Origin of the sequence: Streptomyces sp. NPDC051286, from assembly GCF_044455345.1 — a bacterium.
Taxonomy (GTDB): domain Bacteria; phylum Actinomycetota; class Actinomycetes; order Streptomycetales; family Streptomycetaceae; genus Streptomyces.
On sequence record NZ_JBITER010000012.1, the window covers coordinates 63,922 to 89,988 of the forward strand.

Genomic DNA, 26,067 nt, shown 5'->3' on the forward strand with positions numbered 1-26,067 from the left:
CCGCTGCTGTGCGACGGCTGCGGCCAGCAAGGCCACAACGGCTGCCGCATCCGCATACGCTCCCATCACTTGACCCGCGAACTTCCGAACGGCTGTACAACCCTGAACGGCTGTCGTGAGTCGCTGTGGTCGTGGCACCTAGAGGCGCCACGACCACAGCGCTCGGGAGGACTTCCCTTGAACCACCTCAGCCCCGCCGGTCGGCGCCTCGCCGTTGCCGCCGCCGTCGCCCTCGCTGTGACGGCCGGCGCCCTGACCACTCCGGCCCTCGCGGCCGGCCCGGTGGTGACGGCATCCGTCGCGACCCAGCAGCAGGCGATCTCCGTGCCGCCCGGCACGGTCGCCCTCTCCGGCGGGCCCACGGGCTTCCTGTCGCGTCACAAGGAGGGCGAGACCGACGTCTACACGTGGACGCGGTACGACGGCACCCGGACCCCGCTGCCAGGCGGCCCGTACGGGGCGAACCCGGGCACGGACACCGTCGTCCGGACCGACGGCACCACACGCGCCTTCCTCGACATGGCCACAGGCGAGGAGCTGGTCTCCTACGACCTCGGCGGGGTCTACGGCGCGATCGGGTACCAGGGGACCACGCTCGTCGCCTCGAAGCGCGTGGACACTCGGCAGGAGCTGCACCTGCTCGGTGAGGACGACCAGGGCCGGGTCGTGGACCGGACGGTGACCGGCCTGCCGGAGGGCGTGGCGTGGCAGGCCGCGCAGAACTCTGACCCGGACGCGTTGCTGCTCCGCGGCTTCAAGCTCACGGACGGGACATGGGAGCAGCGGCTGGCCGTCGTGGACCTCGCCTCGGCCTCGGTGACGGCGGCGTACGACATCCTGAACAACAAGAACGTCGTCCGTGCCGTCAGCGGGTCGCGGACCCACGTGGTCTGGCAGGAGCGGGATGCCGAGGGGAAGGCCGTCCTGGCCGTGGCACGGCGAGGCTCCGAGGGGATCAGCCGCAGCAAGTGGGTGGAGAGGGCGAACGAGACCACGCTGACGCTCGGCCTCGCGGGCGACTGGGCCGTGTACAGCGACCCCGGTGCCTTCACCGCGCTGCGCCCGTTCGGTCTGCCCGGGCTGACCGCTCAATCGCTGATGACGGGCGAGACCATCCAACTCCTCGCGCACGCCACCTCCGTCGTCCCGACCGCCGACGGCGGTCTGATCGCGACCGGCGGTACGATCGAGCACGGCGAGGGGCTGTACCAGATCACACCCGGCGCGAACGGCGGTCGACCGACCGTGTCCGTCCTGGCGACCACCGGAGTCCCCACCGCACTCACCGCCCTGTCCGAGCCCCTGGCTCCGTCCGGCGTGATCGACCTCGACCAGGCGCGCGGGAAGGTACCGGCCGGCTGGACGCTCAGCCGCTCCAACGCGCGCGTCACCCTAAAGCTGGTCCACACCGCCACGGGCACGTCCGGCACCGTCATGGCCTGGGCGCCCGTGACGGACACGACGGACTTCCGCCTGGACTGGGACGGCCTCCTCGACACGTTTCCGGCGTACCGGGGCGCGTACACGTGGACGATGAGGGCCGAGCCCGCCAACGACATCGGCCCGGCCGTCGAACGCACCGGTTCGTTCACCGTCACTCGCGCGCCCCGTCCGCACGACTTCGACGGCAATGGTTCGCCGGACATCTTCAGCCGCTCCTCGACCGGCGTTCTGTCCCTGTATGACGTCGGCCAGCTCCAACATCTGACGTACGACCAGACGCCGCGCCGGACCGGGATCGGCGGCGGGTGGAACATGTACGACCGGATCGTCCCCGCCGCCACCGGCCTCGTCGCCCGCGACAAGGCCAGCATCCTCTGGTCGTACGTGGGCAACGGCAACGGCACCCTCACCCCCCGCAAGCGCGTCGGCGGCGGGTGGAACATCTACGACAAGCTCACCAGCGGCTCCGATCTGACCGGCGACGGCCGGAACGACCTCCTCGCCACGGACAAGGCCGGCGTGCTGTGGCTCTACCCCGGCAAGGGAGACGGAACCTTCGCCGTTCGTAAGAGAATCGGCGGCGGCTGGGGCATCTACAACCAGCTGACCGCGACTGGCAACCTCGCTGGCGCCCCGGCCGGTGACCTCGTCGCCCGCGACAGGTCCGGCGTGCTATGGCTCTACCTCGGCAAGGGCGACGGCACGTTCGCGCCCCGGACACGGATCGGCAGCGGTTGGAGCGGGTACCGGATCGTCGGCCCGGGGGACGTCGACGGTGACGGTTGGAGCGACCTGGTCACCGTCCCCGGGAGCGACAGCGGCCCCTCCACATACATGAGGTTCTATTACGGCACGGGTCAGTGGAAGGCCCCGTTTCCCGCTACCGAGCCCCCCGGTGCCCGCATTACCGGGTTGGACCCGCTCCTCTGACCAGCCGAAATGGCACGCGGAGGTGAGAGGTGCGAACAGCGAACAAGCCCCAGGTCGCTGACTTGGGGCCCCGACCTGAACGGCGCCCGCCTCGGCGGCCGTTCGCGGCGACGTGTACGTGCGGACCGGGTGACCCGCGCGGCGGGGCGAGGAATGGCAGCGGTACGGTCCTCCTCGCGGCGCGGCCCCTATGCCGGGAGCGCCGCGACAGGGAGGGGGAAGAATGCGCACATCACTGCTTCGGCGTGTGGCTTCCGTGGCCGCGACACTGGGGCTCTTCTCGCTCGGCCTGGCCGGTGCGGGCGCTGCGCCCGCACAAGCCGCGGTCAGCGACTGCCCGTCGGGATACCTCTGTGCCTGGAAGTACGACAACGGCACAGGCTCGATGTTCAAGACGAAAACGAACAAGGCGACGCTGGGCACCTGGGACAACAAGATCCGCCTGGTCATCAACCGCTCGTCCCTGATCGCCTGCCTCTTCGACGACCCGAACTACGGTCTGACCAAGGGCTACAGGATCCACGATCCCCGGGAGACCTACCCCACCAGCATGGACCCGAGCTACAGCTCGGTGAAGTTCGCCCGCACCATGCGGGAGTGCGAGGGGCAGCCCTACCCCGAGTGGTACACGGATCCCGCGCCCAAGCCGTCCGGCTTCGGCGACATGAACGCCGACCGGACATCGGACCTCCTGCTCCGCGACCCGATCGGGCGCCTGTGGTTTCTGCCTGGGGACTCCACTGGCCGCTTGGTCGGCACCGGTGGCTGGAACGCGATGAACGCCGTCACCCGGCACGGTGACTTCAGCCGGGACGGCCGCGAGGACGTGATCGCCCGCGAGGCGTCCACCGGCAAACTCTGGCTCTACCCCGGCACCGGCACCGGCGGTCTCGGCACCCGCAAGCTGATCGGCAGCGGCGGCTGGAACAGCATGTCCAAGGTCACCGCCTTCGGTGACCTCTCCGGGGACGGCCGCTCCGATCTGGTCGCCGTGGAAAAGTCCACTGGCAAGCTCTGGCTGTACCCCGGCACCGGCACCGGCGGTCTCGGCACCCGCAAGCTGATCGGCTCGGGCGGCTGGAACGGCATGAACGCTCTGGTAGGCGCCGGCGACATGAACGGTGACGGCCGCGCCGACCTGATCGCGCGCGAGGCGTCCACCGGCAAGCTCTGGCTCTACCCCGGAAGGTCCGGTTCCGTCGGCTCCCGCGTGCTGATCGGCTCCGGCGGCTGGAACGGCATGAGTTCTCTCGTCGCCGTCGGCGACTGGTCGGCCGACGGCCACCCCGACCTGCTCGCGACGAGCGGCTTCTGGCTGGTCCAGTACCGGGGGCTGGGTACGGGCGGTCTGCGACCCGGGGAGTGGGAGAACGCCGGCTGGTGGGGCCTGGACAGCAGCCCCTTCTGACCTACCGCTTCCGACCTGCCGCGAGGGCCTCCGCTTCCGGGCGAAGGCCCTCGCTCTCGCCGGACCACATCCGCCGTCAGCGGCGGCGCACCTTGAGCGCGTTTTCGGTACGGATGGTGGGGTTCCGCTCCGGGTTTTCCGGGTGCGCTCGTGCTCCGCGCTGAGCAGCACCTCCCATTCCCCCTAGGGGAGTTCGAGGGAGGCGAGCACCTCGTCCGTGGTGGGAAGCTCCACGTCCGCGTGGTCGTGCTCCCAGGCCGGGAAGCCGGCGTGGCCGACGATCAGGAGCACCCCGCCGGGGGCGACCGCCGCCGCGGCCCGGCGCAGCATCTGCTCGCGCGGCAGGTCGCCCATCGAGTGCAGGAACTGGGCGGAGACCAGGTCGTACTCCCCCTCGGGGAACGAGACCCCGAGGTCGTGGAACTGCCAGTCGATCCGGTCGGCGACCCCCGCCTCCGCCGCATGCTCGGCGGCCCGGCCCAGGGCGACGCGCGAGATGTCGGTGGCGGTGACCTGCCAGCCCCCAGCGGGCGAGCCACACCGCGTCGGCCCCCTCACCGTATCCGAGGTCCAGGGCGCGCCCGGGGCCTTCCACCTCACGGACCAGCATCGTGTTGGGATTCCCGCTCCAGATCCGCTCAAGGGGCGGCTGGGTCGGGCTCCGCGCCCTGACGTACGTTCGGGCTTATGAGGCACGCCCTGAAATCCCGGCTGGTGGTCCAGTGAGTGGCTGGTGGGCCTACCTGGAGGAACGGACCTGTCGGGAGGTCGACGCCGACGTGCTGCGGGATCGTCGGCTGTCGGCGGTCAGGTCCGTCTGGGAAGCACTGCGTCCGCTGGGGGTGGGCCTCCACGAGGCCGAGCGAGTGGTCCACGCGCGATACGAGGCCCTCGACGATCGCGTGCAGCGCACGCTGCCCGACTTGCTCGACCTCCCTTCACTCACAGCTCGCGCCGCAGCCCTCCGGGGCCGTGTGGCGGCGGTAGAGGCGATTTGGGACGGCGACACCGTGCATGACTGGTTCGTGGACCTGGTCGCGGTCCTGGACTCCCCAGACGGGGAGAGCCACCTGGCGACCGTCTACCACCACCCTGGCGGTTCTCCGCCCGGCGTTGCTGCCGCCAAGGCAGGCCGGGCGCTGGCCGGCTATCTTGGCGTGCCGTTTCACTTCGCTTCCCCGGATGTCCCGGATGACCAGGCACCGCGCTGGCGGACAGTCCGGCGGCTGCTTGAAGACGTCGCATCCTCCAGCGAATCAAACGGGAGCTGCTGTTCGGAACACCTATGACCGCACGGTCCATCCGAACCGTCTCTCTGCCGAAGCGCTGCGTAGACGCACTCCGCACCCACCAGGCGATGCAAGCGCAGGAACAGAAGGTCACCGGGGAAAAGTGGCAGCCGCCGGCGGGCCAACCCAAGGGGCTGGTCTTCACCACTGCCACCGGCCGCGCCACCGACCCGCGCAGCCTAAACCGCATGCTGACGATCCTGTGCCGGAACGCCAAGGTGCGGCGCGTCCGGGTACACGACCTGCGGCACACATGCGCCTCATTGCTGCTCGCCCAGGGTGTAGACGCCCGCACGATCATGGAAACCCTCGGTCACAGCACGATCACCATGACGCTGGACACTTACGCCCACGTGATGCAGACAACCCCTGCGCGCGGCTGCCGAGCGCATGGACGACGCACTGGGACTCGAGGACGCTAACGAGGAGACTGGCTAGGGGAACCGAATCAATCGCGATGCCGTCGAAGGGGCAATTTAGCTCTGAAAGGCCTAACCGTGACGAAATCGAGCATGTACCTGCTCGTCGCATCCTCTGCGCTTGCCCTCGCCGTGGTCGGCTGCGGCGCAGGGTCCACACCGGCCACCGCCGGAGGCGGCGTCCAAGCAAAGGCAGCCCGATGGTCCGAACCGAATCGGTATTCCTTCCGGCTTCTCTCCGAGTCCGGAGAGCGGGGCGGCCTTGGGGAGTACCGGATCACCGTGGGAAACGGGAAGGTCGTCAAAGCGATCGGCCTCGACGAGCCGGCCCGGCGCACGGTCGAGGAGAATCCGCAGGATGTCCCGACGCTTGGCGGTCTCCTCACTGATGTCCAGAAGGCCCGTGCAGGCCAGGCTGAAGTCGCGGAGACGGTATTTGCCGCAGATGGACACCCCGCTGAGATTCACATCGACTGGCTGGAGAATGCCATCGATGACGAGGCCGACTACCTCATCACCGAATACCGCGAACTCCCCTGACTGGCGCGGCAAGCTGCCGTCTACCGCGTGCCCGCCCTTCGGCCGGACGACGGCATCGGGATTGATTCGGTTTCTGTCCGACCTTCCCGCAGACACCCCGCTGACCACGCTGGTCCGGCTCGCCAAGCTCCGATGGCGCATCGAGCACGACTTCCGCAAACGATGTTGATGTCACCCGTTGATGTCAGAAGCCCCTCGGGATGATCCCGAGGGGCTTCTGAGCTGTGTGCACTCGGCAGGATTCGAACCTGCAACCTTCTGATCCGTAGTCAGATGCTCTATCCGTTAAGCTACGAGTGCTTGGCGTTCCGGGCTTTTCTGCCTGGTCGGCGTTGCGGGAACAACATTACATGACCTGCGCCGTCACGCGAAATCCATTACCCAAACCGCCCCTGACCTGCGAAAACGTCATGTTGGGCCACCTCTGCACGCGCCGTCACGGACGCGCGCCCCCTCCGGATACGACTGAAGCCCCGGCCAGTGGCACGGGGCTTCAGTGATCAAGCGGAGGCGGAGGGATTTGAACCCTCGATGGGCTTTAAGACCCAAACCGCATTAGCAGTGCGGCGCCATAGACCGGACTAGGCGACGCCTCCAGCACACCCCGCGCGAACGCGAGTGGTGCGTGCAGATGATGACACAGCTGAGCACTGCCTCACCAATCGCCGCCTACGGTACTAGGCCTACGGCCGCCAGGGCAAAGCCTTCGGGTTGCGCAACGCCGGGGCATGCGGAGCGTTAGTGATGACGGGGTACCGCCTCGCTGTCTTCCACACGTCCACAGGAGCCCGCATGCTGCGCCGTCTCGCCCTCACCGCTGTCACATCCTTCGCCGTGCTGTCCGCCGCCGCACCGGCCGCGACCGCGGCCACCGGCCACCTTCCGCTGCCCCTCCCGCTGCCGGTACCGGCGCTCCAGGGCGACGACGGCGCGCAAAAGACCCAGCTGACGGTCACGGTCTCGGATTCCGGAGACCGCGCCGCCGACGGCGTGTACGAACTGAAGTGCCTACCCGCCGGTGGCAGCCACCCGGTGGCGCAGCAGGCGTGCGACCGGCTCGCGGAGCTGGGGGAGCCCACGAGGGACGGCAGAAACCCCTTCCGTCCGGTGCCCGCCGGCACCCTGTGCACCCAGCAGTTCGGCGGATCGGCCACGGCCCGGGTCACCGGAACCTGGCACGGGCAGCGTGTCGACGCCGCCTTCGACCGGAGCAACGGATGCGAGATCGCACGCTGGAACAACCTGCGGCCCGTGCTGCCGAATGTCCGGTGACCCGGGGTAGCCGGGGCCGTCACGGGACATGTCGGGGGCAGGGGTCGTACGCGGTATGCACAGAACCTTGGTGAGAGCTCCGCGCGTATCCGCCACCGGATGCCCCTCCCCTGCCTTTAGACTCCTCCAGTGACAGCCTGCGGCCCGAGGGGCAAGATGGGGCCCGCTGTCCGGCAAGGTGCGGTAACCAGGGAGGAAGCGTCGTCGTGAGCAGCAGGCCATCCCGAGGCGCTGCTCGCCTCGCAGCCATACTCGACGCTCTCCCTGACGGGCTGCTGCTCGTCAATTGCAACGGCACGGTCGTCAACGCCAACACCATCGCCCTCGAAATGTTCGAGACGCCGGGCACCGCACTCGTCGGTCGCGGACTCCTCGATCTGCTTCCGGAGTTCGACTCCAAGCTGATCCCGGGGTCGATGCGCAGGCCCGAGGCGGCGGACGAGCGGGGCCGGACGAAGCCGACGAGGATGATCGCGCGGCGGACCGACGGCAATGAGTACCCGGTCGAGGTCACCAGCGCCAGCCTGGAGGACGGGCAGGCCGCGTACAACGACTTCCAGGCCGGCTACAACGGCAGCTACACCGGCGACGAGCTGCTGATGCTCGTCGTACGGGACCTGTCGGGCACCGTCGACACCGAGGCCGAGCTGGCCCGTTCGCAGCGGCAGACCGAGATGATCCTGCGGGCCGCGGCCGAGGGGGTCGTCGGCACGGACACCGACGGCCGGGTCGTCCTGGTCAACCCCGCCGCCGCGCAGATCCTCGGCTTCCGCGCCAGCGACCTGGGCGGCCAGAAGCTGCATCCGCTGATCCTGCACTCGCGTGCGGAGGGCGAGCCGTTCCCGTACGAGGAGTCGCCGCTCGCCGACACGCTCAAGTCCGGTCGCAAGCACCGGGTGCGCGGGCAGGTGCTGTGGTCCAAGAGCGGGGCGCAGGTGCCGGTCGACCTGACGACCGCGCCCGTCCGGGACGGGGACCAGCTGGTCGGTGCGGTGATGACGTTCACCGACCGTCGGCCGTACGAGGAACTCACCAACCAGCACACGACGCGGTTGACCGAGCTGACCGAGAGCCACACCGCCGAGGTCACCCGGCTGACCGAGCAGCACACCGCCGAGGTCACCCGGCTGACCGAACGGCATGCCGCCGAGCTGGCCGACCGGACCGAGCGGTCCGCGGCCGAGTCGGAGGAGCTGACCGAGCGGCTCGCACAACTGACCGCTCGGCACGCACAGCTGACCGCCGTCCTCGGCGAGTCGCTGCGCGGGCCGCTCGAGGAGCTGCGCGGCGAGCTCTCGACACTCGCCGCCGACCCGGCAGGCCAGCTGTGGCCCGAGGCCAACCAGATCCTGCACCACCTGGCCGCCGGCTACGCCCGGATGACGACGCTCGTCGACAACGTGCTCGGCTACCAGCGTCTCGACAGCGGAGCGGAAGCGCTGGTCAAGGAGAAGGTGCTGCTCGACTCGGTCGTGACGGCCGGTATCGACGGCGCTGTGGAACTGATCGGCCCGGGGCGCGCGCAGTTCGCGGTGCACGCGCCGCCGATCGAGGCCGAGGTGGACGCGGGGCGGCTGGTGACGGCGCTCGCCCACCTGGTCGCGGACGTCGCCGGGGTCGACTCGACCGGCAGGGCGCGGGTGGCGCCGGGCGGCGGCTACGTCGACTCGACAGTGGTCGTGGCGGCGGCTCAGCGCGGTGAGGTCGTACGGATCGAGGTGCGCGGACCGTTCGCCGGGGGCGACCCGGTGCACGAGCCGATCGTGCGCGGGATCGTACGGGCGCACGGCGGCGTGCTGCAGACGCACGAGATGCCGGGGATGAGCGGCAGCGCGTACGTCCTCGAAGTGCCGCTGGGCGCGGGGGCGGGGACCGTAATGGCGCCGCCGACGCCTCCCGTTCCGGCTGTGCCCGAGGAGATCGGGCAGCAGCAGGGGACGTCGGGCGGAGGACGGCGCAGGGCGCGACGCGCGTCGACGGACGCCTTCCTGGAGAGCCCGGTGGGCGGTGGGACGGCCGCTGCGGGGGCCGAGTCCGGTGACACCGCTGCGGCGGAGCCGACGGGGCGGCGCAGGGCGCGTCGTGAAGCGGCGGCGCAGGACGAGTACGGCGGGCAGCAGCCCCAGCAGTCGCCCCACGACCTCATCCCGGCGCAGCAGGGCGAGGGATCCGGTCGCAGGCGGGGACGGCCCAGCCCGGCCGAGGCGGGCACCGGTCAGCTGGTGGAGCTGCCTGGGCAGGCGTTGGCGCTGCCCGCGGCCGCGGCGACGTCCGAGGGGTCGGTGGTGACGGCGGCCGAGGGCGCTCAGGGCGTGGGCAACCGTCCGCAGCTTGGGCAGACCGTGCCGCCGCAGGGCGTGCCCGCCGACGCGCCCGTGCGGGTGCCCGCAGGCGGCGGCCGGGCGCGCCAGGGCAACGAGAACCAGCTGGCCCTCCCGGCCCTCGCATCTGCCCCGGCGCAGGACCGGACCGCGTCCCGGACCGGCCGACCGCCGACACCACAGGGCCAGCAGACCGAGCAGGCCCAGCATCAGCCGACCGGGCGACGGGCCCGCCGGGCGCTGGCGGCCGCGCAGGACCGAGCCGCCGCGGCCGAACCGGTGGGGCCGCGTACCGCATTCGCCCTCCCACCCGCCGATGCCGACCGGATCCCGCCCACGGCCGGTGAGGCGGATGCCTCACTGCCCGGACGCCATGACGCCGCGGGAACGCCCCAGAGCAACCACCACACGCCGCCGCGGGAACACCCCGCACCGACCGGCCGCCGCCGAGCCCGTCACGCCCCGGACGCGCCCGAGCAGCAGCCTGAACAGCCGGAACCCGCGCAGCAGCCCCAGCAGCCCTCCGACCGGCCGGAGAACGGCACCTCGGGACAGGGCCTGGCCGCCCTGAACGCCCCCGGTGACGACCTGACCCGGCCCGGAACGGGGCATACCACCGGCACCACGGCCACCACTGCCCCTGCCGGCCCGGCGGATAGCCGTCCGGGCGCCATCGCACCCGAGCCCGCTGCCGTGGCCGAGCGCGCGCCGGACCCCCGGCGACAGCCGCTGCCCGCCGAGGCGCCGATGCCCGCGCCGGCGCCGGTGTCTGCTGCCGCACCCGCCTCCGCCGACTCGACGCAAGGGCGCGCGTTCAGCGTGCGGACCCTCGGACAGGGCGTGCCGTTCGCCCAGCAACTCACGCACCAGCAGAACCAGACGCTCGGCGGTGCCGGGCGTCGGCGTAAGCTCGCCGCCCCGCCCGAGGACGAGCCCGCCGCGGACCCCGCCCTGCCGCAGTCGGCCACCGCATCGACCGCCGCCCCCCAGCCCGGCACCGCGCCCACCACCAATGCCTCCGGGCAGCTCCTCTCCACCCCGGCCGCCGAGGGGCGTGCGTACGCCATAGGGGCGCCCGACGCCGGAGCCGAGGGTCCGGAGCCGCTGGACGGCCCGGGCGGCGCGGTCGAGGTCGCCAACCGCCCGTCGCCGCAGCCGGTCGACGACGAGCTCCCCCCGGAACCGCTGGACAACCCGCGCCGACTGCTCGTCTGGCCCGCGCCCGACGTCTCCACCCAGCAGGCGCTGAGCGACCGCGGCTACCGACCGGTGATCGTGCACTCCCGCGAGGAGGTGGACGCCCAGATCGCGGCGTTCCCCGCCGCGCTCTTCGTGGACCCGCTGACCGGGCCGATCACGCGTACGGCGCTTCAGTCGCTGCGCCAGGCGGCCGTGGCGGCCGAGGTTCCGGTGCTGGTGACGGCCGGTCTGGGACAGGCGTCGCGGGAAGCGGCGTACGGTGCCGACCCCGCGGTGCTCCTCAAGGCGCTCGCCCCTCGCGACAGCGAGCAGCACCCGCCGCGGGTGCTGCTGATCGAGGAGCACGAGGAAATCGCGGTGGCGCTGACGGCGACGCTGGAACGCCGCGGCATGCAGGTCGCGTGCGCCTCGACCGACAGCGAGGCAGTCTCCCTCGCCACCCGGATGCGGCCGAATCTGGTGGTGATGGATCTGCTGCAGGTGCGCCGCCGCCGAGCCGGGATCGTCGACTGGCTGCGCGCGAACGGCCAACTCAACCGGACCCCGCTGGTCGTCTACACCTCGGCCGACATCAACCGGGCGGAGCTGCCGAGGCTCAGCTCCGGCGAGACCGTGCTCTTCCTGGCGGAACGCTCGACGAGCGAAGAGGTCCAGTCCCGCATCGTCGACCTGCTGGCGAAGATCGGCACGAACTGAGGCGGTTGTCGTCGCCGACGGACGAGGGCGGTACGGGACTTCCCGCACCGCCCTCGCCGTCAGCGCACCGCTCAGAGCCGCGTGATGTCCAGCTCGCCCGCCGCGTACTGCTTGCGGATCACCTTCTTGTCGAACTTCCCGACACTGGTCTTCGGCACCGCCGGAATCATCGACCAGCGCTCCGGCAGCTGCCACGTGGCTATGCCGGACTCGGCGAGGAACGCCTTCAGCGCCTCGTATTCCGCGACTGCGCCGTCCTTGAGCACGACGGTCGCCAGCGGACGCTCGCCCCACTTCTCATCCGGGACCGCAATGACGGCGGCCTCGGCCACATCCGGGTGCGCCATCAGGGCATTTTCCAGCTCGACGCTGGAAATCCACTCGCCGCCGGACTTGATGACGTCCTTGGCGCGGTCGGTGAGGGTGAGGAAACCGTCCTCGCTGATGACGCCGACATCACCGGTCCTCAGCCAGCCGTCCTCGCTGAACTTGTCCTCGGGGCGCAGCGCCTCGCCGTCCGCGCCGCCGTAGTACGCAGCGGCGATCCAGGGACCGCGGACCTCCAGCTCACCGGCCGACTCCCCGTCCCAGGGCAGATGATCGCCGCCGGGGCCGACCAGTCGCGCCTCGACTCCGGCCGGGAATCGTCCCTGGGTGATGCGGTACGGCCACTCCTGCTCCGCCGTCAGCCCGGCGGGCGGGTTGGCCATCGTGCCGAGCGGCGACGTTTCGGTCATGCCCCAGGCGTGGCAGAGACGGACGCCCAACTTGTCGTACGCCTCCATGAGGGAGGGCGGACAGGCGGCGCCGCCGATGGTGACGCGGGCCATCGAGGTCAGATCGCGCGGGTTGGCGGCGACCTCGGCGAGCAGACCCTGCCAGATGGTGGGAACGGCGGCGGCGTGGCTCGGCTTCTCGCGCTCAATCATGTCCGCGAGCGGGGCGGGCTGCAGGAACCGGTCCGGCATCAGCATGTTGACGCCGGACATGAACGTCGCGTGCGGCAGCCCCCACGCGTTGACGTGGAACTGGGGGACGACCACCAGCGTGGTGTCCTTGTCGGTCAGCCCCATCGACTCCGACATGTTGACCTGCATGGAGTGCAGGTAGACGGAGCGGTGGGAGTAGACGACGCCCTTGGGGTCGCCGGTGGTGCCGGAGGTGTAACACATGGCAGCGGCCTGACGTTCGTCCAGCTCCGGCCAGTCGTAGCTGGTCGGGCGGCCGACGATCAGCTCCTCGTAGTCGTGCACCCGCGGCGCGGCGCCGTCGAGCACGGAACGGTCGCCGGGCCCGGCGACGACGACGTGCTCGATCGACGTCAGCTGCGGGAGGAGCGGCGCGAGGAGCGGCAGCAGCGAGCCGTTGACGAGGACGACCTTGTCGTCGGCGTGCTTGACGATCCAGATCAGCTGCTCGGCGGGGAGCCGCAGGTTGAGCGTGTGGAGCACGGCTCCCATGGAGGGGATCGCCAGGTACGCCTCGACATGCTCGGCGTTGTTCCACATGAGGGTCGCGACCCTCATGTCGCCGACGACACCGAGCTCGTCGCGCAGGGCGTGGGCGAGCTGTGTGGCACGGCGCCCCACCTCGGCGAAGCTTCGCCGCTGTGGCTCGGGCTCGCCGGTCCAGGTCGTGACCTGCGACTTCCCGTGGATCGTCATCCCATGCGTCAGGATGCGGGTGACAGTCAGCGGTACGTCCTGCATGGTGCTCAGCACGGCGTCCTCCCGGTGGGCGCTACGCGGCAGTAAGGTTCCGCTGATTCTGCGCACATACCAAGTGGTATGTCACTAGTCCCGGGCATACGAATCGGTGTGCGTCGGCTTCTCCCTGCCCGCATCGGCGGAGCGCCCTGGGCACGGAATCCCCGGGATTGAGGACCGGGATCCGCCGGTGACCCGGATGTCTTCCATGCACTCGTCAACTTCGACGGGTCTGGTCGCCGACGAGCGGGGGCACGAACTCACGAACTCACGGACTGGCGGGATCGGGGGCTCACGCGGGCTCACCGGCGTGTGCGGGTCACGCGGGCTCACCGGCGTGTGCGGGCTCAGAGGAACTCACCGGGGGGGCTCACAGGCCGGCGGTCTCGCGGGTGTGAGCCGGATCGCGGACGGACTGGCTCGCGGAGTCAGCGGACGGGGGTCAGCTCCGGGTCTTCGCGCAGCTTGCCGAGCGCCCGTGACACCGCACTCTTGACCGTACCGATGGACACCCCGAGCACCTCGGCCGTCTGCGCCTCGCTGAGATCCTCGTAATAGCGCAGGACGACCATCGCCCGCTGCCGGTCCGGGAGCCTCAGCACGGCTCGCCACATCGCATCGTGCAACGACTGCTGCTCGGCCGGATCGGGCGCAGGAGCCGTCTCTTGCTCGGGCAACTCGTCGCAGGCGAATTCGTCCACCTTCCGCTTGCGCCACTGCGAGGTGCGGGTGTTCACCAGGGCGCGGCGGACATAGCCGTCGAGCGCCCGGTGATCCTCGATCCGTTCCCACGCGACGTACGTCTTGGTGAGCGCGGTCTGCAGCAGATCCTCGGCATCGCTCGGGTTCGCGGTCAGCGAGCGCGCGGTACGCAGCAGCACGGGCCCCCGCGCCCGCACGAACGACGAGAACGACGGGTAGGGAACGTAGGGCGCCCGCCCTGCATACGAACCGTGCGATCCCGGTGAACCATGCGACGCATGCTGCGTGTGCGACGCCGGCAAGGTGAGCGGCGCGTGTCCGGTGGCGGCAGTGGCTCCCCTGGAGGCGCCCGTGCAGACTGGCGTGGTCATAGGTCCACGCTAGGAGCGGGTGCTACCCGGGGGATCGGCCCCAGGTCCCGAAGCCGCGTCCGCCTCAGGTTGTAGGGGTAGGGCCGACCCCACCTCCTGGAGGAGTAGAGCTCGCCATCAGGACTCAGGGTCTCCCCCTGAGACAACGGGCTCTCTCCTGCGCCACGGTCAATCGTCGGTGCCCAGAATCAGTCCGGAGGTAGGCACCCCTGTGCCCGCTGTGACCAGGGTTCGGGCCGCCCCGGATATCTGGTTCACCGACGTGCCCCGGACCTGCCGGACCGCCTCCGCGATGCCGTTCATCCCGTGCAGATATGCCTCCCCCAGCTGACCTCCATGCGTGTTCAGGGGCAGCGCGTCGTCCGCCACGAAGTCGGCGGCCTCGCCCGGCCCGCAGAAGCCGAACTCCTCCAGCTGCATCAGCACGAACGGGGTGAAGTGGTCGTAGAGAATGCCCACATCAATGTCGGACGGGGTGAGTCCGGAAGTACGCCAGAGCTGCCTGGCGACGACGTCCATCTCCGGCAGCCCGGTCAGCCCGTCACGATAGAAACTGGTCATCTGCTCCTGCGCCCGCCCTGCGCCCTGTGCGGCGGCGACGATCACCGCAGGTGGACGCGGAAGGTCCCTGGCCCGCTCGGCGCTGGTCACGACGATCGCCTGTCCGCCGTCGGTCTCCTGGCAGCAGTCGAGCAGCCGCAGAGGTTCGACGATCCAGCGCGACGCGGCGTGGTCGGCGAGGGTGATCGGCTTCTCGTAGAAGTACGCCGCCGGGTTGCGCGCCGCATGGCGCCGGTCGGTGACCGCGACATGGCCGAAGGCTTCCGGGGTCAGGTTGTAGGTGTGCAGATAACGCTGGGCGGCCATGGCCACCCAGGAGGCGGGGGTGAGGAGCCCGAAGGGGAGGTTCCAGCCGAGCGCCGTCCCCTCGGCGGTGGGTTCCCGGTGCTGCACCCCGGATCCGAAACGCCGCCCCGAGCGTTCGTTGAAGGCGCGGTAGCAGACCACGACATCGGCCACCCCGCTCGCCACGGCGAGCGCCGCCTGCTGCACGGTCGCGCAGGCCGCCCCGCCGCCGTAGTGGATGCGGGAGAAGAACGACAGCTCTCCGATACCGGCCGCCTGGGCCACCGTGATCTCGGGGCTGGTGTCCATGGTGAAGGTGACCAGACCGTCGACATCGGCGGGGGTCAGCCCGGCGTCGTCGAGGGCGGTTCGCACCGCCTCGACGGCCAGCTTGAGTTCACTGCGCCCGGAATCCTTGGAGAACTCGGTCGCTCCGATCCCGACGATCGCTGCCCGGCCGCCGAGCGAATCGGCCCTGCGCACGCTCATGCCGATCCCTCCGGAACGCTGACGGTCACCGTGCCGGTGACATGCCTGCCGAGCCCGTTGGCGCCGACGACCGTCACCTCGGCCGTCCCAGCGTCATCGAGGGCCGTGATGGTGCCGCTCAACACCATGGTGTCCCCGGGGTAGTTGGGTGCCCCCAGCCTGATGGCGACCTTACGGAGTACCGCAGACGGCCCGAAGTGGTCGGTGACGTACCGCCCCACCAGGCCGTTGGTCGTCAGGATGTTCATGAAGATGTCCGGGGAACCCTTCTGCTGCGCGAGCTCCGCGTCATGGTGCACGTCCTGATAGTCGCGGGAGGCGACGGCGCCCGCGACGATGAGGGTGCGGGTCACCGCGATCTCCAGGGGTGCCAGCTCCTCGCCGACTTTCATTGCGATCCCTCCTTCACCAGAAACTCACCCAGTTCCTCGAGCACTTCACTGCCGCATCCCAGATAGGAGTCGAGCTGACGGCCCCAGAGGAAGTGACGGTGGACGGGGTGGTCGAGGTCGGCGCCCGTACCGCCGTGCAGATGCTGTCCGGCGTGTACGACTCTCTTGCCGGCCTCCGAGGCCCACCAGGCCGCGGTGAGCGCCTGGGCGCCATAGGCCAGACCCTGGTCGTGGCGCCATGCCGCCTCGTACGCCGTGACCCGTATCGCCTCGGTGTCCATATGGGCGTCGGCTGCGCGCAGCAGCACCCCCTGGTTGGTGGAGAGCGGGCGCCCGAACTGCTCCCGGGTGGTGGTGTGGGCGACCGCTCGGGTCAGCGACCCGGCGCACACCCCAGCCTGCAATCCCGCGAATGCCGTCCGGCTCGTGGCCAGCACTGCCCCGTACATCCCGGCTGCCGCTGTCTGTCCTGTCTCCGCTTCCGGCTCCCGACCCATTCGCCCTTCTGCTTCTGCTTCTGCTTCTGCTTCTGCTTCTGCTTCTGCCTCTGCCTCTGCTTCTGGTTCCGGGCTCGGCTCGGGGCTCGGCTCCGGCCCGCCGAGCCGTTCGCCGGGAGCCCGGTCCAGGACGAGCCGCGCCGCCGACCACGGCGCCGTCGTCTCCACCGGCACGACCACCACGCCCGGATCGGCAGTCCGCACGACCCACAGCACCCGGTCCGCATCCGCCACGAGCACCAGGGTGGCGTCCCGCAGCCAGGGCACATAGGGCACGACGCCGCTCAGCCGCCCTTCCCCGTCGGTCCGCAGACCGGAGTGTGCCGGAAACGCTCCGGTGGCCACGGCCGTGCCGTCCCGCAGGGGTGGCAGCAGTCGCTCCCGCTGTTCGTCCGTACCGTGGTCGGCGACGGCGAGCAGCCCGTACACACAGCTCGCGGCGAACGGCACCTGCGCTGTCGTCCTGCCCTGTTCCTCCAACAGCAGCACCAGGCCCAGCAGCCCGATCTCCTCGACGGCGGCGGTGAGCCCGGCTGCGCACAGCTCCTTCCACAGCTCGGCATCCGTCCCCGACCCTGCGGCGGCCAGTCGCTCGTGCGTGGCCAGGTCACCGAAGATCTGCGCGGCGAGCCCCTGTGCCGCGCCCTGCTCCTCCGTGGGCGTGAAGTCCATGTCAGCCCTCGCTCCCCCGGAAGACCGGAAGCTCCAACTCGGGGTCCGTACGCAGGAATTCCAGCCTCACCGACATTCCCGTCCGCACCTTGTCGTAGGGCACGCCCACCACATTGCTGACCATCCGCACGCCCTCCGCCAGCTCGATCAGCGCCACCGCGTACGGCCCGGCGTCCCTGGAGGTACTGAAGGCAGGGAAGGGCGGGTGATGCATCACGACGTGGCTGAAGACTGTGCCCTCGCCGCTCGCCTCGACCGTGTCCCACTCCTGGCAGCCGCACTCATTGCACCCGGGGAGCCAGGGAAAACGCAGGGTCCCGCACTCCCGGCACCGCTGGATGAGCAGTCTGTGCTCGGCAACGCCCTGCCAGAAACCGGCGTTGTCCCGGTTGATCACCGGTCTCGGCCGCAGACTCCGGCCGCTCTGCCTCAACCCGCGTCCTCCACCGCTCTGTCCCCCTTTTCCCCCTGCCGGCGTGTACTTCAGGATCCGGAAGCGATGCGTCCCGGCCGGTTCGCCGGCCGCTCGGACGTCCATCCGCGTCGTGATGAAATAGCCCGTCCCCAGCTTCGTCGTCTTCCGCTCCGACACCGACTCGATCACCGCATCGAAAGTGATCCGGTCCCCGGGCCGCAGCGGCCGCAGGTACTCCTGCTCGCAGTCGGTCGCGACCACCGAGGTGTACCCGGCACCGTCGAGCAAGCCGAACAGCTCGTCGTACGCCCCGGACCGGTCGGTGTGCCCCGACAGGCCGCCCATCGTCCACGCCTGCAGCATCGTCGGCGGCGCGATCGCCCCCGGCCCCACGTACGCGGGATTCCCGTCCCCCATCGCCTCGCACCAGTGCCTGATCATCGCCTCGTTGACCAGGTCCTTGCCGACGCCGGCTGTGGCGGCCGCGTGCCCTTCGTACGCCTTGAGCCTCCCGTACAACTGGTCCCCTGCGTCCGTCACCGCTTCCCCCTCTTCATGCCGAGCCGCATGGTCGCGACGATCTCCCGCTGCACCTCGCTCACCCCGCCCCCGAAGGTGTTGATCTGCGCCGCCCTGTTCATCCGCTCCAGCTCTCCATCCCCGAAGGAGCCGGGCGATCCACCCCTGACCATCCCGGCCTCGCCGGTGATTTCCTGGCACATTCGATACACCTCGACGGCCGATTCGGTTCCCACGAATTTCACGCCGCTCGCGTCCCCGGGGGCCACCGAGCCTGCCCCGACGTCCCCCACCAGACGCCAGTTGAGCAGGCGGGTTGCGGCCAGCCGGGCATACGCCTCAGCCAGCCGGGACCGCACCCACGGCACGTCAACCGGACGCCGCCCCGTCACCGGATCGGGGGTACGGGCGAAGGCGAGCGCCGCCTCGTAGAAGTCCTCGGCCTGCATCCCGATCGCTGCGAGCGCCACCCGCTCGTGGTTCAGCTGGTTGGTGATCAGTCCCCAGCCGCCGTTCTCCTCGCCGACCAGGTTCGTGGCGGGCACCCGGATCCCGTCGTAATAGGTGGCCGTCGTGGTCAGTCCGCCCACGGTCTCGATCGGGGTCCAGGAAAAGCCCGGCGCGTCCGTCGGAACCAGGATGATCGAGATGCCCTTGTGCTTCGGCGCCTCCGGATCCGTACGGCAGGCGAGCCAGATCCAGTCCGCGTTCTGCGCATTGCTGGTGAAGATCTTCTGCCCGTCGATCACCCAGTCGCCCCCACTCCCGGCTTCGCTCGAGCGGGAGGCGCCCCCTCCGTCCCGCACCGCCCTGGTCCGCAGCGCGGCCAGGTCCGTGCCGGCCTCGGGTTCGCTGTAGCCGATCGCGAAAACCAGGCTCCCGCTCAGGATCCGCGGGAGGAAATACTCCTTCTGCGCCTCGGTCCCGTACCTCATCAGCGTCGGGCCGACGGTGTTGAGCGTGACCATGGACACGGGTGCGCCCGCCCGGTACGCCTCGTCGAAGAAGACGAACTGCTCGTCGGGTCCGCGGCCCTGCCCTCCGTACTCGACGGGCCAGCCGAGCCCGAGCATCCCGTCGGCACCGATACGCCGCAACAGCCGACGCTGCTCAACCGGGTCCTCTGGCGCCGTCCGGGGCTTGGGCTTCCCTTCCGCTCCAGGAGTTCCGTCCGTCGCGGGGGCCGCGTCGGCTCGAGCGGTCGGATCCGTCCCGGAGATCACATCGCGGAAATACGTGCGGATTTCGGCGCGCAGCTGCTGCTGACGTTCCGTCGGGGCGAGGTGCACGGCGGCGGCCTCCCGGACGCGGGCGTACGGATCAGGGGTTTCTGACTGTCCGTCAGATTACTGATCGCTGTCAAGGCCGACGGCGCCCGAACACTCCCGCCCCGCACCTCCGGAACGCGAACAGCCTGCGCAAGGAGACCGAAGTGTCCTCGCACAGGCCGCTGTTCACCCCGCCGCCCCCGCCCCCCGACCGGCCCGCGGCAGCCCCAGGCTCACCAGAGATTGGTGAAGTTCACCGTGATACTCCTATTGGACTGATCGATCATGGTGAAGGCCGAGCCGTTCACCTGCGCCGAGTTGCTCCGGTCCGACGCCCCGGAGCCGGTGGCCTGCTGCTGCGACGTGGACGAATTACCGACGTTGTCCCCACCGACTCCGCTGCCGCTGATCGTCGCAACACCGGCGTTCGATCCATCACTCGCGGACGAGCCGTTGTCCGCCTGGGCCACGCCGCTGAAGAGTGCGGTGGCGAGAGGCAGTGCGGCAACAGCGGCGAGGACGCGAGCGGTACGAATGCTTGCCATGTCAATTCCTCCAGGAACCGGAAGTGCAGCTTTTCCCAAGGCGGTTGGCCGACCGCCCCGGTGTGGGTCACGACGTCGCGAGACCAAAATTGCCCACCGAATCCTCCATGAACCACCCATGATCCACGATTCCCCCGCAAGCATGAGGAACACCTGATAAACCTCCCGCGCGCCCTCCAAAGCTCCGGCTCACACCCCTACGCATGGATCCGCATCACGCGATCCCGCGCACCCCCGGAGGAAAAGCATTTCAATACATTTCCCGACAATCCTCCCCATCGGCCCCCAGGTGCCCCCAAGCCCACCCATCGGCACGTCGATCCCACCTCACCCCCTTCCTTTTCTCGAACAACTGTACGAAAAACGAGTATGGCCATCACCGACCGGCAGTCCGCCACCCTGGCCCTCGCCCACGCGCTCTCCGCCGCCGAGCACGGGCTCCCCGTCATCCCGCTGTCCACCACCAAGCTCCCCGCCCTGCGTTCCCCCCACCGTGGCGACGGCCGGCCGGTCAGCTGCCGGGGCGCCTGCGGCCTTCCCGGACACGGGGTCCATGACGCCACCACGAACCCCGCCGCCGTACGAGCCCTGTTCGCCGCCGCTCCGTGGGCCACCGGCTACGGCATCGCCTGCGGACGCGCCCCGCACCACCTCATCGGCATCGACCTCGACATCGACGCCTCTGGCCGCAACGACTCCGCGGCGGCCCTCCAGCAGCTGGCGCTGCACCATCGGTTCACCATCCCGCCGACCGTCACGGTCATCACACCGAGCGGCGGGCGCCACATCTGGCTCACCGGTCCGCCCGGGGTGCCCGTGCCGAACTCCGCCGGCCGCCTCGCCCCCGGCATCGACATCCGCGGCGCCGGCGGCTACCTGGTCGGCCCCGGCTCGGTCACCACCGGCGGCACCTACCGACTCGCCCCTGGCGCCGCCGATCTCTCCCCGGCTCCTTGCCCCCGCGCACTCCTGCGGCTGCTCACACCCCCCGCGCGCCCTCGCCGCACCTCACCCCGCCCCGACCACGGCCGAGGCCTGGTCCAGTTCGTCCTCGCGGCACACGAAGGACAGCGCAACACCCGCCTGTTCTGGGCAGCTTGCCGTGCGTACGAACACGGCTTCGGCGACGCCCTCGCGGATGCGCTCACCGGGGCCGCCGTCCGCACCGGCCTCACCGAACACGAAGCCCGCGCCACCATCGCCTCGGCCGCCCGCCTCACCTCCGGCCGCCCCGTCGGCCCGGAGGGCAGCCCCGACCTCTCGCCTTGACCCGACATGCCGGACAGGCACGCAGAAGGGGCGCCCTCTCGGACGCCCCTTCACAGGTGAGGCGGTAGGTGTGGGATTTGAACCCACGGTGACTCGCGCCACGACGGTTTTCATGAGAGTGCTGCGGGAAGCGTCCTCACCGTGGCTGACCTGCTCGTTCCCCGCCCTCCGGGCCCCTCGCCGCCCCTGCACGGCGGCGAGCTGCCCGGCCTCGTCACTCCCGAACTCGCCGAGTTCATCCGCCCGGGGGCCTCGCCGGGCACCGCCTGTCTCCTCGCTGCGGCCTCCTGCCCCCGCTCGTCGCCCCACTTGGTCCGGAGTTCAACGGAGTGGCGTAGCTTCAGCCGGCGTCGCGCGTGTTGTCGGCTGGGGTTGCCCGCTCGGGGAGGGTGCGGGTTGAGTCGGCCGGCGCATGCTTGAGCAGCATTCGATCGGTCAGTGGCGTCGGCGTCGGGGCTTGCCTTCGTTCGCAAGGACTCGCCCCGGTCGGAAGTCTCGGCAAGCGCGACCACAGTCAGCACCTGGTCGAGCACATGTCTGATCGCGGCGGCCTGGGCTGGCGGAGCTTCTAGGATCTGCGGCATGGCAACACGACTCGTGCAGATCAATATGAAGGCCCAGGACGACTCCGCGCTCGGCCGGTTCTGGGCGGAGGCACTCGGTTGGGGTGTCGACAGCGAGGGACCCGGCGTGACCAACCTCGAACCCGTGGGCTTCGCCTACCCCGACCCCGTGGCCGTATGCATCGACATCGTCGCCCGCCCGGAACCCAAAACGGTCAAGAACCGCGTGCACCTTGATCTGGCCACCACCTCGGCTGCCCATCAAGCGGAGTTGGTCGCGCGCTTGAAGGATCTCGGCGCGACGCTCGCCGACGTGGGGCAGGGCGACGTCCCCTGGACGGTCATGGCCGACCCGGAAGGCAACGAGTTCTGCGTCCTGGAGCCCCGTCCGATCTACCAGGACACCGGGCCGATCGCCGCGGTGGTGGTCGACTGCACCGACCCACGACGGATGGCCCGGTTCTGGGGCGAGGCGATGGACTGGACGCTGCACGAGGTCGCCGACGACCACGCGACCATGCGCTCCGCCAAAGGCATCGGCCCCTACCTGGAGTTCCTCCGCACCCCCGACACCAAGAGCGTGTGGAACCGCGTCCACCTCGACGTCTGCCCCTACCCCGGTGACGACCTGGCCGCAGAGGCAGCCCGGCTGCGCGCCCTGGGCGCCACCGACCCTGATATCGATCAGTCCGCAATCTCCTGGACGGTTCTGGCCGACCCGGAAGGCAACGAGTTCTGCCTCCTCACACCTCGCTGACCGTGAGCAACGACTCCGGCTGGTTCCAGTGCAGCGGCGAAGACCGCGTGGTGTCAGCCCAGGCTGCCGGAGACGGGGATGGCATCCCCGGTGAGCCAGCACGCGTCCTTGGAGGCAAGAAGGCCACGAGGGGGCCGTAGTCGTCGACGGTGCCCGTACGCTCCGGCGCCTACGGCGGCGCTACGCGCTGGCCTTAGGCCACGCTGGACAGCCCCCCTCCCCCGGGGGAGCCGGTTGCCCATGGCGGCCTCTCCGTTGTGGCGCCCGGCGGTAGGTCAGGTGCCATGCCTAGGGAGATCCATCGAGCAGGAATGGGGTGACTCCCGAGCGGGGGGTGGCCGTTTTTTCAAAGAGCGCCATCACCATCCGACCGCCTGATTGGCGCCTCCGATACGAGCCCCAGCGCACCGCTCCGCGCTGGGGCTCGCGTGCGTTAACTCCCGCTCCGTCTGTGGCATTTGGTAACGGCTGGAGCGGCTGTGCATCGCGGTCGGCCGGAGCGGCTTTGGCCGGTGTCCTGTTCGGGTTGGGGTCGGGCATGTTCAGGGGGCCGTACGCTGGCCGGCAACTCGGGCAGTGCCGCATGCCGCGCGCGACGCCTCTTGCGATCTCGTCCTCGTTCAACTCAGCCCCCCTTGGAGTCGCTGAAGCTCCGTGCCCCCTCCGTGCCCGACAGAGCGGGGAATCACGGTGCCTTGCGGTACTCGGGCATGAACAAGCCCCCGACCTCAATCCCAGGTCAGGGGCCGTTCATCTGCGGTGGGTGTGGGATTTGAACCCACGGTGACTCGCGCCACGACGGTTTTCAAGACCGTTCCCTTAGGCCGCTCGGGCAACCCACCCCTGCCCCGTCCCACCTGGGGCGGAGCGCTTACAGCGTACCGGCTCATCGTTTCGGCCGTGGAACCTTGGCCAGAGGATGGCTACGACCCCTTCAGCGGCATAGCTGACCCGCTGAAGACGGGTTCCGCCGGAACGGATCCGCGCCTCGGTGCAGTCTCTCATTCCGGCCCCCCTCGGGCCGGCTTCCACAAGGCCAACGAGCTCGTTGATGCCGCACTGGGGGGAGTGACCCCCGTACCCAATTACCCAAGGCCAGTTCGTCTGGCACGCGCCACAAATAGCCGATGCCCCACCGACGGTGGGACATCGCTGTTTTCACTGCCTTGGCTGCTGGGCCTCGTCGGCCAGCGCTGCGGAGAAGGTCTGCCCCTCCCTTACGGGCGCGAGCTTGCCGGTACGCGGATCAGCAATGTAGCCCTGCTGCCCCATGGAGAGCGGTACCACTCGGCCGTTTGGTCCCACGAACCCCAGAGGCGTGTAGTCCCCTGCCCTGGGGTCCGCCTCATATGCCAGCGGCCAACCAGCCGCTGCGGCCTCAGCTGCAGTGTGATCTGCATCCATGGGGGCTGAGCCGACGCTGGGAACGGCGCTTGCCGTCACCCATAAGGCGGCCGTCGTAGCCGCGATCTGAGGAAGGAACTTCATGAGGACCTCGCGTCAGCGCTGGGAAATGCCCCTGAGCATAGGGGTGAAACCCGGTGGGCCGCAGCGGCGGGAACGGTGCCGTAAGACCATATGGATGAAGCGATCCGCTGACCGGTGGAAGGAGTTCCCGTAGGCTCGCCTCGAAGGCCAGGGCTACGGGTTCCTGCCTGTGCGGGGCCAACTGATCGCAGAACTCCCCGAGATGGCCCGACACTCACTTCAAAGCCACCACCGACGCGGGCCCCAGAGCTTGCGTGGCGGTGTGGCACGCCTGGTCGAGCTCGCCTTGGTCCAGCTGGGTACGCGCCGGCCGGAACGCGTGAAACGGCACGAGGGGGGCCGCCGAATCGCTCGGCACCCCCCCTCACCTGTACTTTTCCTGACTGCGGACAGCCGGTCCGGTCAGTTGTCGCCCTTGCGCTGTCCCAGGGTGACTTCGGCGGTCGACACCTTGCCGTCGCGCTTGTAGGTCAGCGTCACCTTGTCGCCCGGCTTGTGGGTCCAGATCTCGCCGATCAGGGTCGGGCCGCTATCGATCACCGAGTCGTTGAACCTCGTGATGACATCGCCCGCCTTGAGACCGGCCCTGGCCGCCGGACCGTCCGGCGAGACGGCCGGGGTGCCGCCCGAACCCTGGTCCGAGATGACGGCTCCGGCGGTCTGCTCGTCCATCGTGACCGTGGCACCGATCACCGGGTAGACCGGCTGACCAGTCTTGATCAGCTGCTGGGCGACATTCCTCGCCTGGTTGATCGGGATCGCAAAGCCGAGGCCGATGGACCCCGCCTGCGACTGGGCGCTGCTGCCGGTGGACTGGATAGCCGAGTTGATGCCGATGACCGCACCGCGCGCGTCGAGCAGCGGACCGCCGGAGTTGCCCGGGTTGATCGAGGCGTCGGTCTGCAGTGCGCTCATGTACGAGTTACTGCCACCGGAACCGTCGCCGGAGGCCACCGGGCGGTTCTTGGCGCTGATGATGCCCGTCGTGACCGTGTTGGACAGACCGAACGGCGCACCGATCGCGATCGTCGAATCACCGACCGCAACCTGGTCCGAGTTTCCGAGGGCGAGGGGCGTGAGACCCGACGGTGCGTTCTTCAGCTTCAGCACTGCGACGTCGTAACCCTGCGCGCGGCCGACCACCTCGGCGTCGTACTTCTTGCCGTTGGAGAACGTCGCCGTGAGTAGCCCACTGTTCGCCGCGGAGGCCACCACGTGGTTGTTCGTGAGGATGTGGCCTTCCTTGTCGTACACGAAACCGGTGCCCGTGCCGCCTTCGCCGTCGCCGCTCTGCGCGTTGATGGTGACCACACTCGGCAGCGCCTTGGCCGCGACACCCGCGACCGTACCGGGATCGCGCTTGAGGACCTGAGGGTTGGACGCCGTCACCGTGGTCGAATCGGAGGAGTTGTTGTCGTTCCGGTCGGCCGCCCAGAAGCCGAGGGCGCCGCCGATACCGCCCGCCACGAGCGCCGCCACTGCCACCGCCGCCACCAGGCCGCCACCTCGCCGCTTGCGCGGGGCTCCGGGCGTCTGCAGCTGGCCGGGGGCGCCCCACACGGGACCACCGTCACCACCCGCACCGTGGGCGTACGTGGGAACAGCGGCCGGGGGCGGCGGCCAGGTACCCGCAGGCTGGGACTGCGGCGGCTGCGGCGGCGGCCAGTCATTCGAGCGCTGGGGTTGCTGAGACGGCTGCTCCGCCTGCTGGAACTGCTCCGTTGCCGTCCCCTCCGACGATTCCGGGCTCGCGGGCGCCGGCGGGGAGGCAGGCGTGCCCTCAGGAGCAGCGGCCGGCACGGGAGGTGCGGACGGAACGGACGGAACGGCTTGAGCCGCGGTGCCCTCGTTGCCCTCGTTCTCTGTGCTCACAGCTCTTTACTCCTCGGTTCCTCATCAGTTTCGGCAAGAGATCCGCTGTACACGTGCCTGGATCCAGCTTTTCCCATGACCTGTCAGGCCACTGTAAGCAGGACCTGTGCGTCCGCACACCAATCTTTATATCCGGCAAAACGGTCCCTCGTCGCGAGGTGCACGCGCCCGTCGCCCC

Annotated in this window: 18 protein-coding genes, 3 tRNA genes and 1 pseudogene; 9 read left to right on the plus strand and 13 right to left on the minus strand. The window is 69.9% G+C overall.

All coding sequences use genetic code 11. From position 1 onward, the window contains the following. Nucleotides 1–177: 177 nt before the first annotated feature. Entirely contained in the window at nucleotides 178–2,373 is a 2,196-nt protein-coding gene (locus tag ACIBB8_RS14950) for an FG-GAP repeat domain-containing protein (RefSeq protein ID WP_398952079.1), read from the plus strand. A 223-nt stretch (nucleotides 2,374–2,596) separates the two neighbouring features. Then, nucleotides 2,597–3,781 carry an FG-GAP-like repeat-containing protein gene (locus ACIBB8_RS14955; protein WP_398952081.1) on the plus strand — a complete coding sequence of 395 codons (1,185 nt, stop codon included), beginning with the start codon at nucleotides 2,597–2,599 and terminating at the stop codon, nucleotides 3,779–3,781. Nucleotides 3,782–3,857: 76 nt separating this feature from the next. Here ACIBB8_RS14955 and ACIBB8_RS14960 read toward each other — a convergent pair. Then, nucleotides 3,858–4,421 (minus strand): annotated as a pseudogene (locus ACIBB8_RS14960) (SAM-dependent methyltransferase); the annotation flags it as partial. A gap of 82 nt (nucleotides 4,422–4,503) precedes the next feature. On the opposite strand from ACIBB8_RS14960, the gene ACIBB8_RS14965 reads away from it, so the two are divergent. From ACIBB8_RS14965 to ACIBB8_RS14975, 3 genes are all read left to right on the plus strand, one after another. Further along, nucleotides 4,504–5,070, plus strand: a complete 567-nt coding sequence (locus ACIBB8_RS14965; RefSeq protein ID WP_398952083.1) for a hypothetical protein — start codon at nucleotides 4,504–4,506, stop codon at nucleotides 5,068–5,070. After that, nucleotides 5,067–5,492, plus strand: coding sequence for a site-specific integrase (locus tag ACIBB8_RS14970; RefSeq protein WP_398952085.1), 426 nt, complete (start codon nucleotides 5,067–5,069; stop codon nucleotides 5,490–5,492). Before ACIBB8_RS14965 ends, ACIBB8_RS14970 begins: the two co-directional genes overlap by 4 nt. A 90-nt stretch (nucleotides 5,493–5,582) precedes the next feature. Then, a complete protein-coding gene (locus ACIBB8_RS14975) occupies nucleotides 5,583–6,029 on the plus strand; it encodes a DUF6174 domain-containing protein (protein ID WP_398952087.1) in 447 nt (148 codons plus the stop codon). 227 nt (nucleotides 6,030–6,256) lie between these two features. Here the strand turns inward: ACIBB8_RS14975 and ACIBB8_RS14980 are convergent. Continuing rightward, a tRNA-Arg gene (locus tag ACIBB8_RS14980) sits at nucleotides 6,257–6,329 on the minus strand. Nucleotides 6,330–6,534: 205 nt separating this feature from the next. Further along, nucleotides 6,535–6,625 (minus strand) — tRNA-Ser (locus ACIBB8_RS14985). 196 nt (nucleotides 6,626–6,821) lie between these two features. Between ACIBB8_RS14985 and ACIBB8_RS14990 the strand changes: the two genes are divergently transcribed. Both ACIBB8_RS14990 and ACIBB8_RS14995 read left to right on the plus strand, forming a co-directional pair. Continuing rightward, a complete protein-coding gene (locus tag ACIBB8_RS14990; RefSeq protein ID WP_398952257.1) occupies nucleotides 6,822–7,301 on the plus strand; it encodes an SSI family serine proteinase inhibitor in 480 nt (159 codons plus the stop codon). Nucleotides 7,302–7,507: 206 nt separating this feature from the next. Then, the gene (locus tag ACIBB8_RS14995; protein WP_398952089.1) at nucleotides 7,508–11,518 is read left to right on the plus strand and encodes a PAS domain-containing protein; all 4,011 of its coding nucleotides are present in this window, start codon (nucleotides 7,508–7,510) and stop codon (nucleotides 11,516–11,518) included. Between the two features lie 71 nt (nucleotides 11,519–11,589). Here ACIBB8_RS14995 and ACIBB8_RS15000 read toward each other — a convergent pair whose 3' ends face one another. From ACIBB8_RS15000 to ACIBB8_RS15035, 8 genes are all read right to left on the minus strand, one after another. Then, nucleotides 11,590–13,239, minus strand: coding sequence for a long-chain fatty acid--CoA ligase (locus tag ACIBB8_RS15000; protein WP_398952091.1), 1,650 nt, complete (start codon nucleotides 13,237–13,239; stop codon nucleotides 11,590–11,592). A 413-nt stretch (nucleotides 13,240–13,652) separates the two neighbouring features. Beyond that, nucleotides 13,653–14,297: a SigE family RNA polymerase sigma factor gene (locus tag ACIBB8_RS15005; RefSeq protein ID WP_398952093.1), complete on the minus strand. Its 645-nt coding sequence runs from the start codon at nucleotides 14,295–14,297 to the stop codon at nucleotides 13,653–13,655. Nucleotides 14,298–14,465: 168 nt separating this feature from the next. Further along, a complete protein-coding gene (locus ACIBB8_RS15010; RefSeq protein WP_398952095.1) occupies nucleotides 14,466–15,632 on the minus strand; it encodes a lipid-transfer protein in 1,167 nt (388 codons plus the stop codon). Further along, nucleotides 15,629–16,024, minus strand: coding sequence for a MaoC family dehydratase (locus ACIBB8_RS15015; RefSeq protein ID WP_358856569.1), 396 nt, complete (start codon nucleotides 16,022–16,024; stop codon nucleotides 15,629–15,631). The genes ACIBB8_RS15010 and ACIBB8_RS15015 overlap by 4 nt, the downstream gene beginning before the upstream one ends. Then, complete coding sequence (locus tag ACIBB8_RS15020) at nucleotides 16,021–17,193, minus strand: acyl-CoA dehydrogenase family protein (protein ID WP_398952098.1); 1,173 nt, start codon at nucleotides 17,191–17,193, stop codon at nucleotides 16,021–16,023. Before ACIBB8_RS15020 ends, ACIBB8_RS15015 begins: the two co-directional genes overlap by 4 nt. Nucleotide 17,194: 1 nt before the next feature. Beyond that, entirely contained in the window at nucleotides 17,195–18,148 is a 954-nt protein-coding gene (locus tag ACIBB8_RS15025; RefSeq protein ID WP_398952100.1) for a bifunctional MaoC family dehydratase N-terminal/OB-fold nucleic acid binding domain-containing protein, read from the minus strand. Next, nucleotides 18,145–19,416 (minus strand): acyl-CoA dehydrogenase family protein, encoded by a 1,272-nt coding sequence (locus ACIBB8_RS15030; RefSeq protein WP_398952102.1) that lies wholly within the window; start codon nucleotides 19,414–19,416, stop codon nucleotides 18,145–18,147. The genes ACIBB8_RS15025 and ACIBB8_RS15030 overlap by 4 nt, the downstream gene beginning before the upstream one ends. A gap of 212 nt (nucleotides 19,417–19,628) precedes the next feature. Further along, nucleotides 19,629–19,940 (minus strand): hypothetical protein, encoded by a 312-nt coding sequence (locus tag ACIBB8_RS15035; RefSeq protein ID WP_398952104.1) that lies wholly within the window; start codon nucleotides 19,938–19,940, stop codon nucleotides 19,629–19,631. A 369-nt stretch (nucleotides 19,941–20,309) separates the two neighbouring features. Here ACIBB8_RS15035 and ACIBB8_RS15040 point away from each other — a divergent pair, with 369 nt between their 5' ends. Further along, the gene (locus ACIBB8_RS15040; protein ID WP_398952106.1) at nucleotides 20,310–21,209 is read left to right on the plus strand and encodes a bifunctional DNA primase/polymerase; all 900 of its coding nucleotides are present in this window, start codon (nucleotides 20,310–20,312) and stop codon (nucleotides 21,207–21,209) included. Between the two features lie 582 nt (nucleotides 21,210–21,791). Beyond that, the gene (locus ACIBB8_RS15045; protein WP_398952108.1) at nucleotides 21,792–22,529 is read left to right on the plus strand and encodes a VOC family protein; all 738 of its coding nucleotides are present in this window, start codon (nucleotides 21,792–21,794) and stop codon (nucleotides 22,527–22,529) included. A 757-nt stretch (nucleotides 22,530–23,286) separates the two neighbouring features. Here ACIBB8_RS15045 and ACIBB8_RS15050 read toward each other — a convergent pair. Both ACIBB8_RS15050 and ACIBB8_RS15055 read right to left on the minus strand, forming a co-directional pair. Further along, nucleotides 23,287–23,371: transfer RNA gene (locus ACIBB8_RS15050), tRNA-Ser, on the minus strand. A gap of 1,048 nt (nucleotides 23,372–24,419) precedes the next feature. Continuing rightward, nucleotides 24,420–25,889 (minus strand): S1C family serine protease, encoded by a 1,470-nt coding sequence (locus ACIBB8_RS15055; protein ID WP_398952110.1) that lies wholly within the window; start codon nucleotides 25,887–25,889, stop codon nucleotides 24,420–24,422. Between the last annotated feature and the right edge of the window lie 178 nt (nucleotides 25,890–26,067).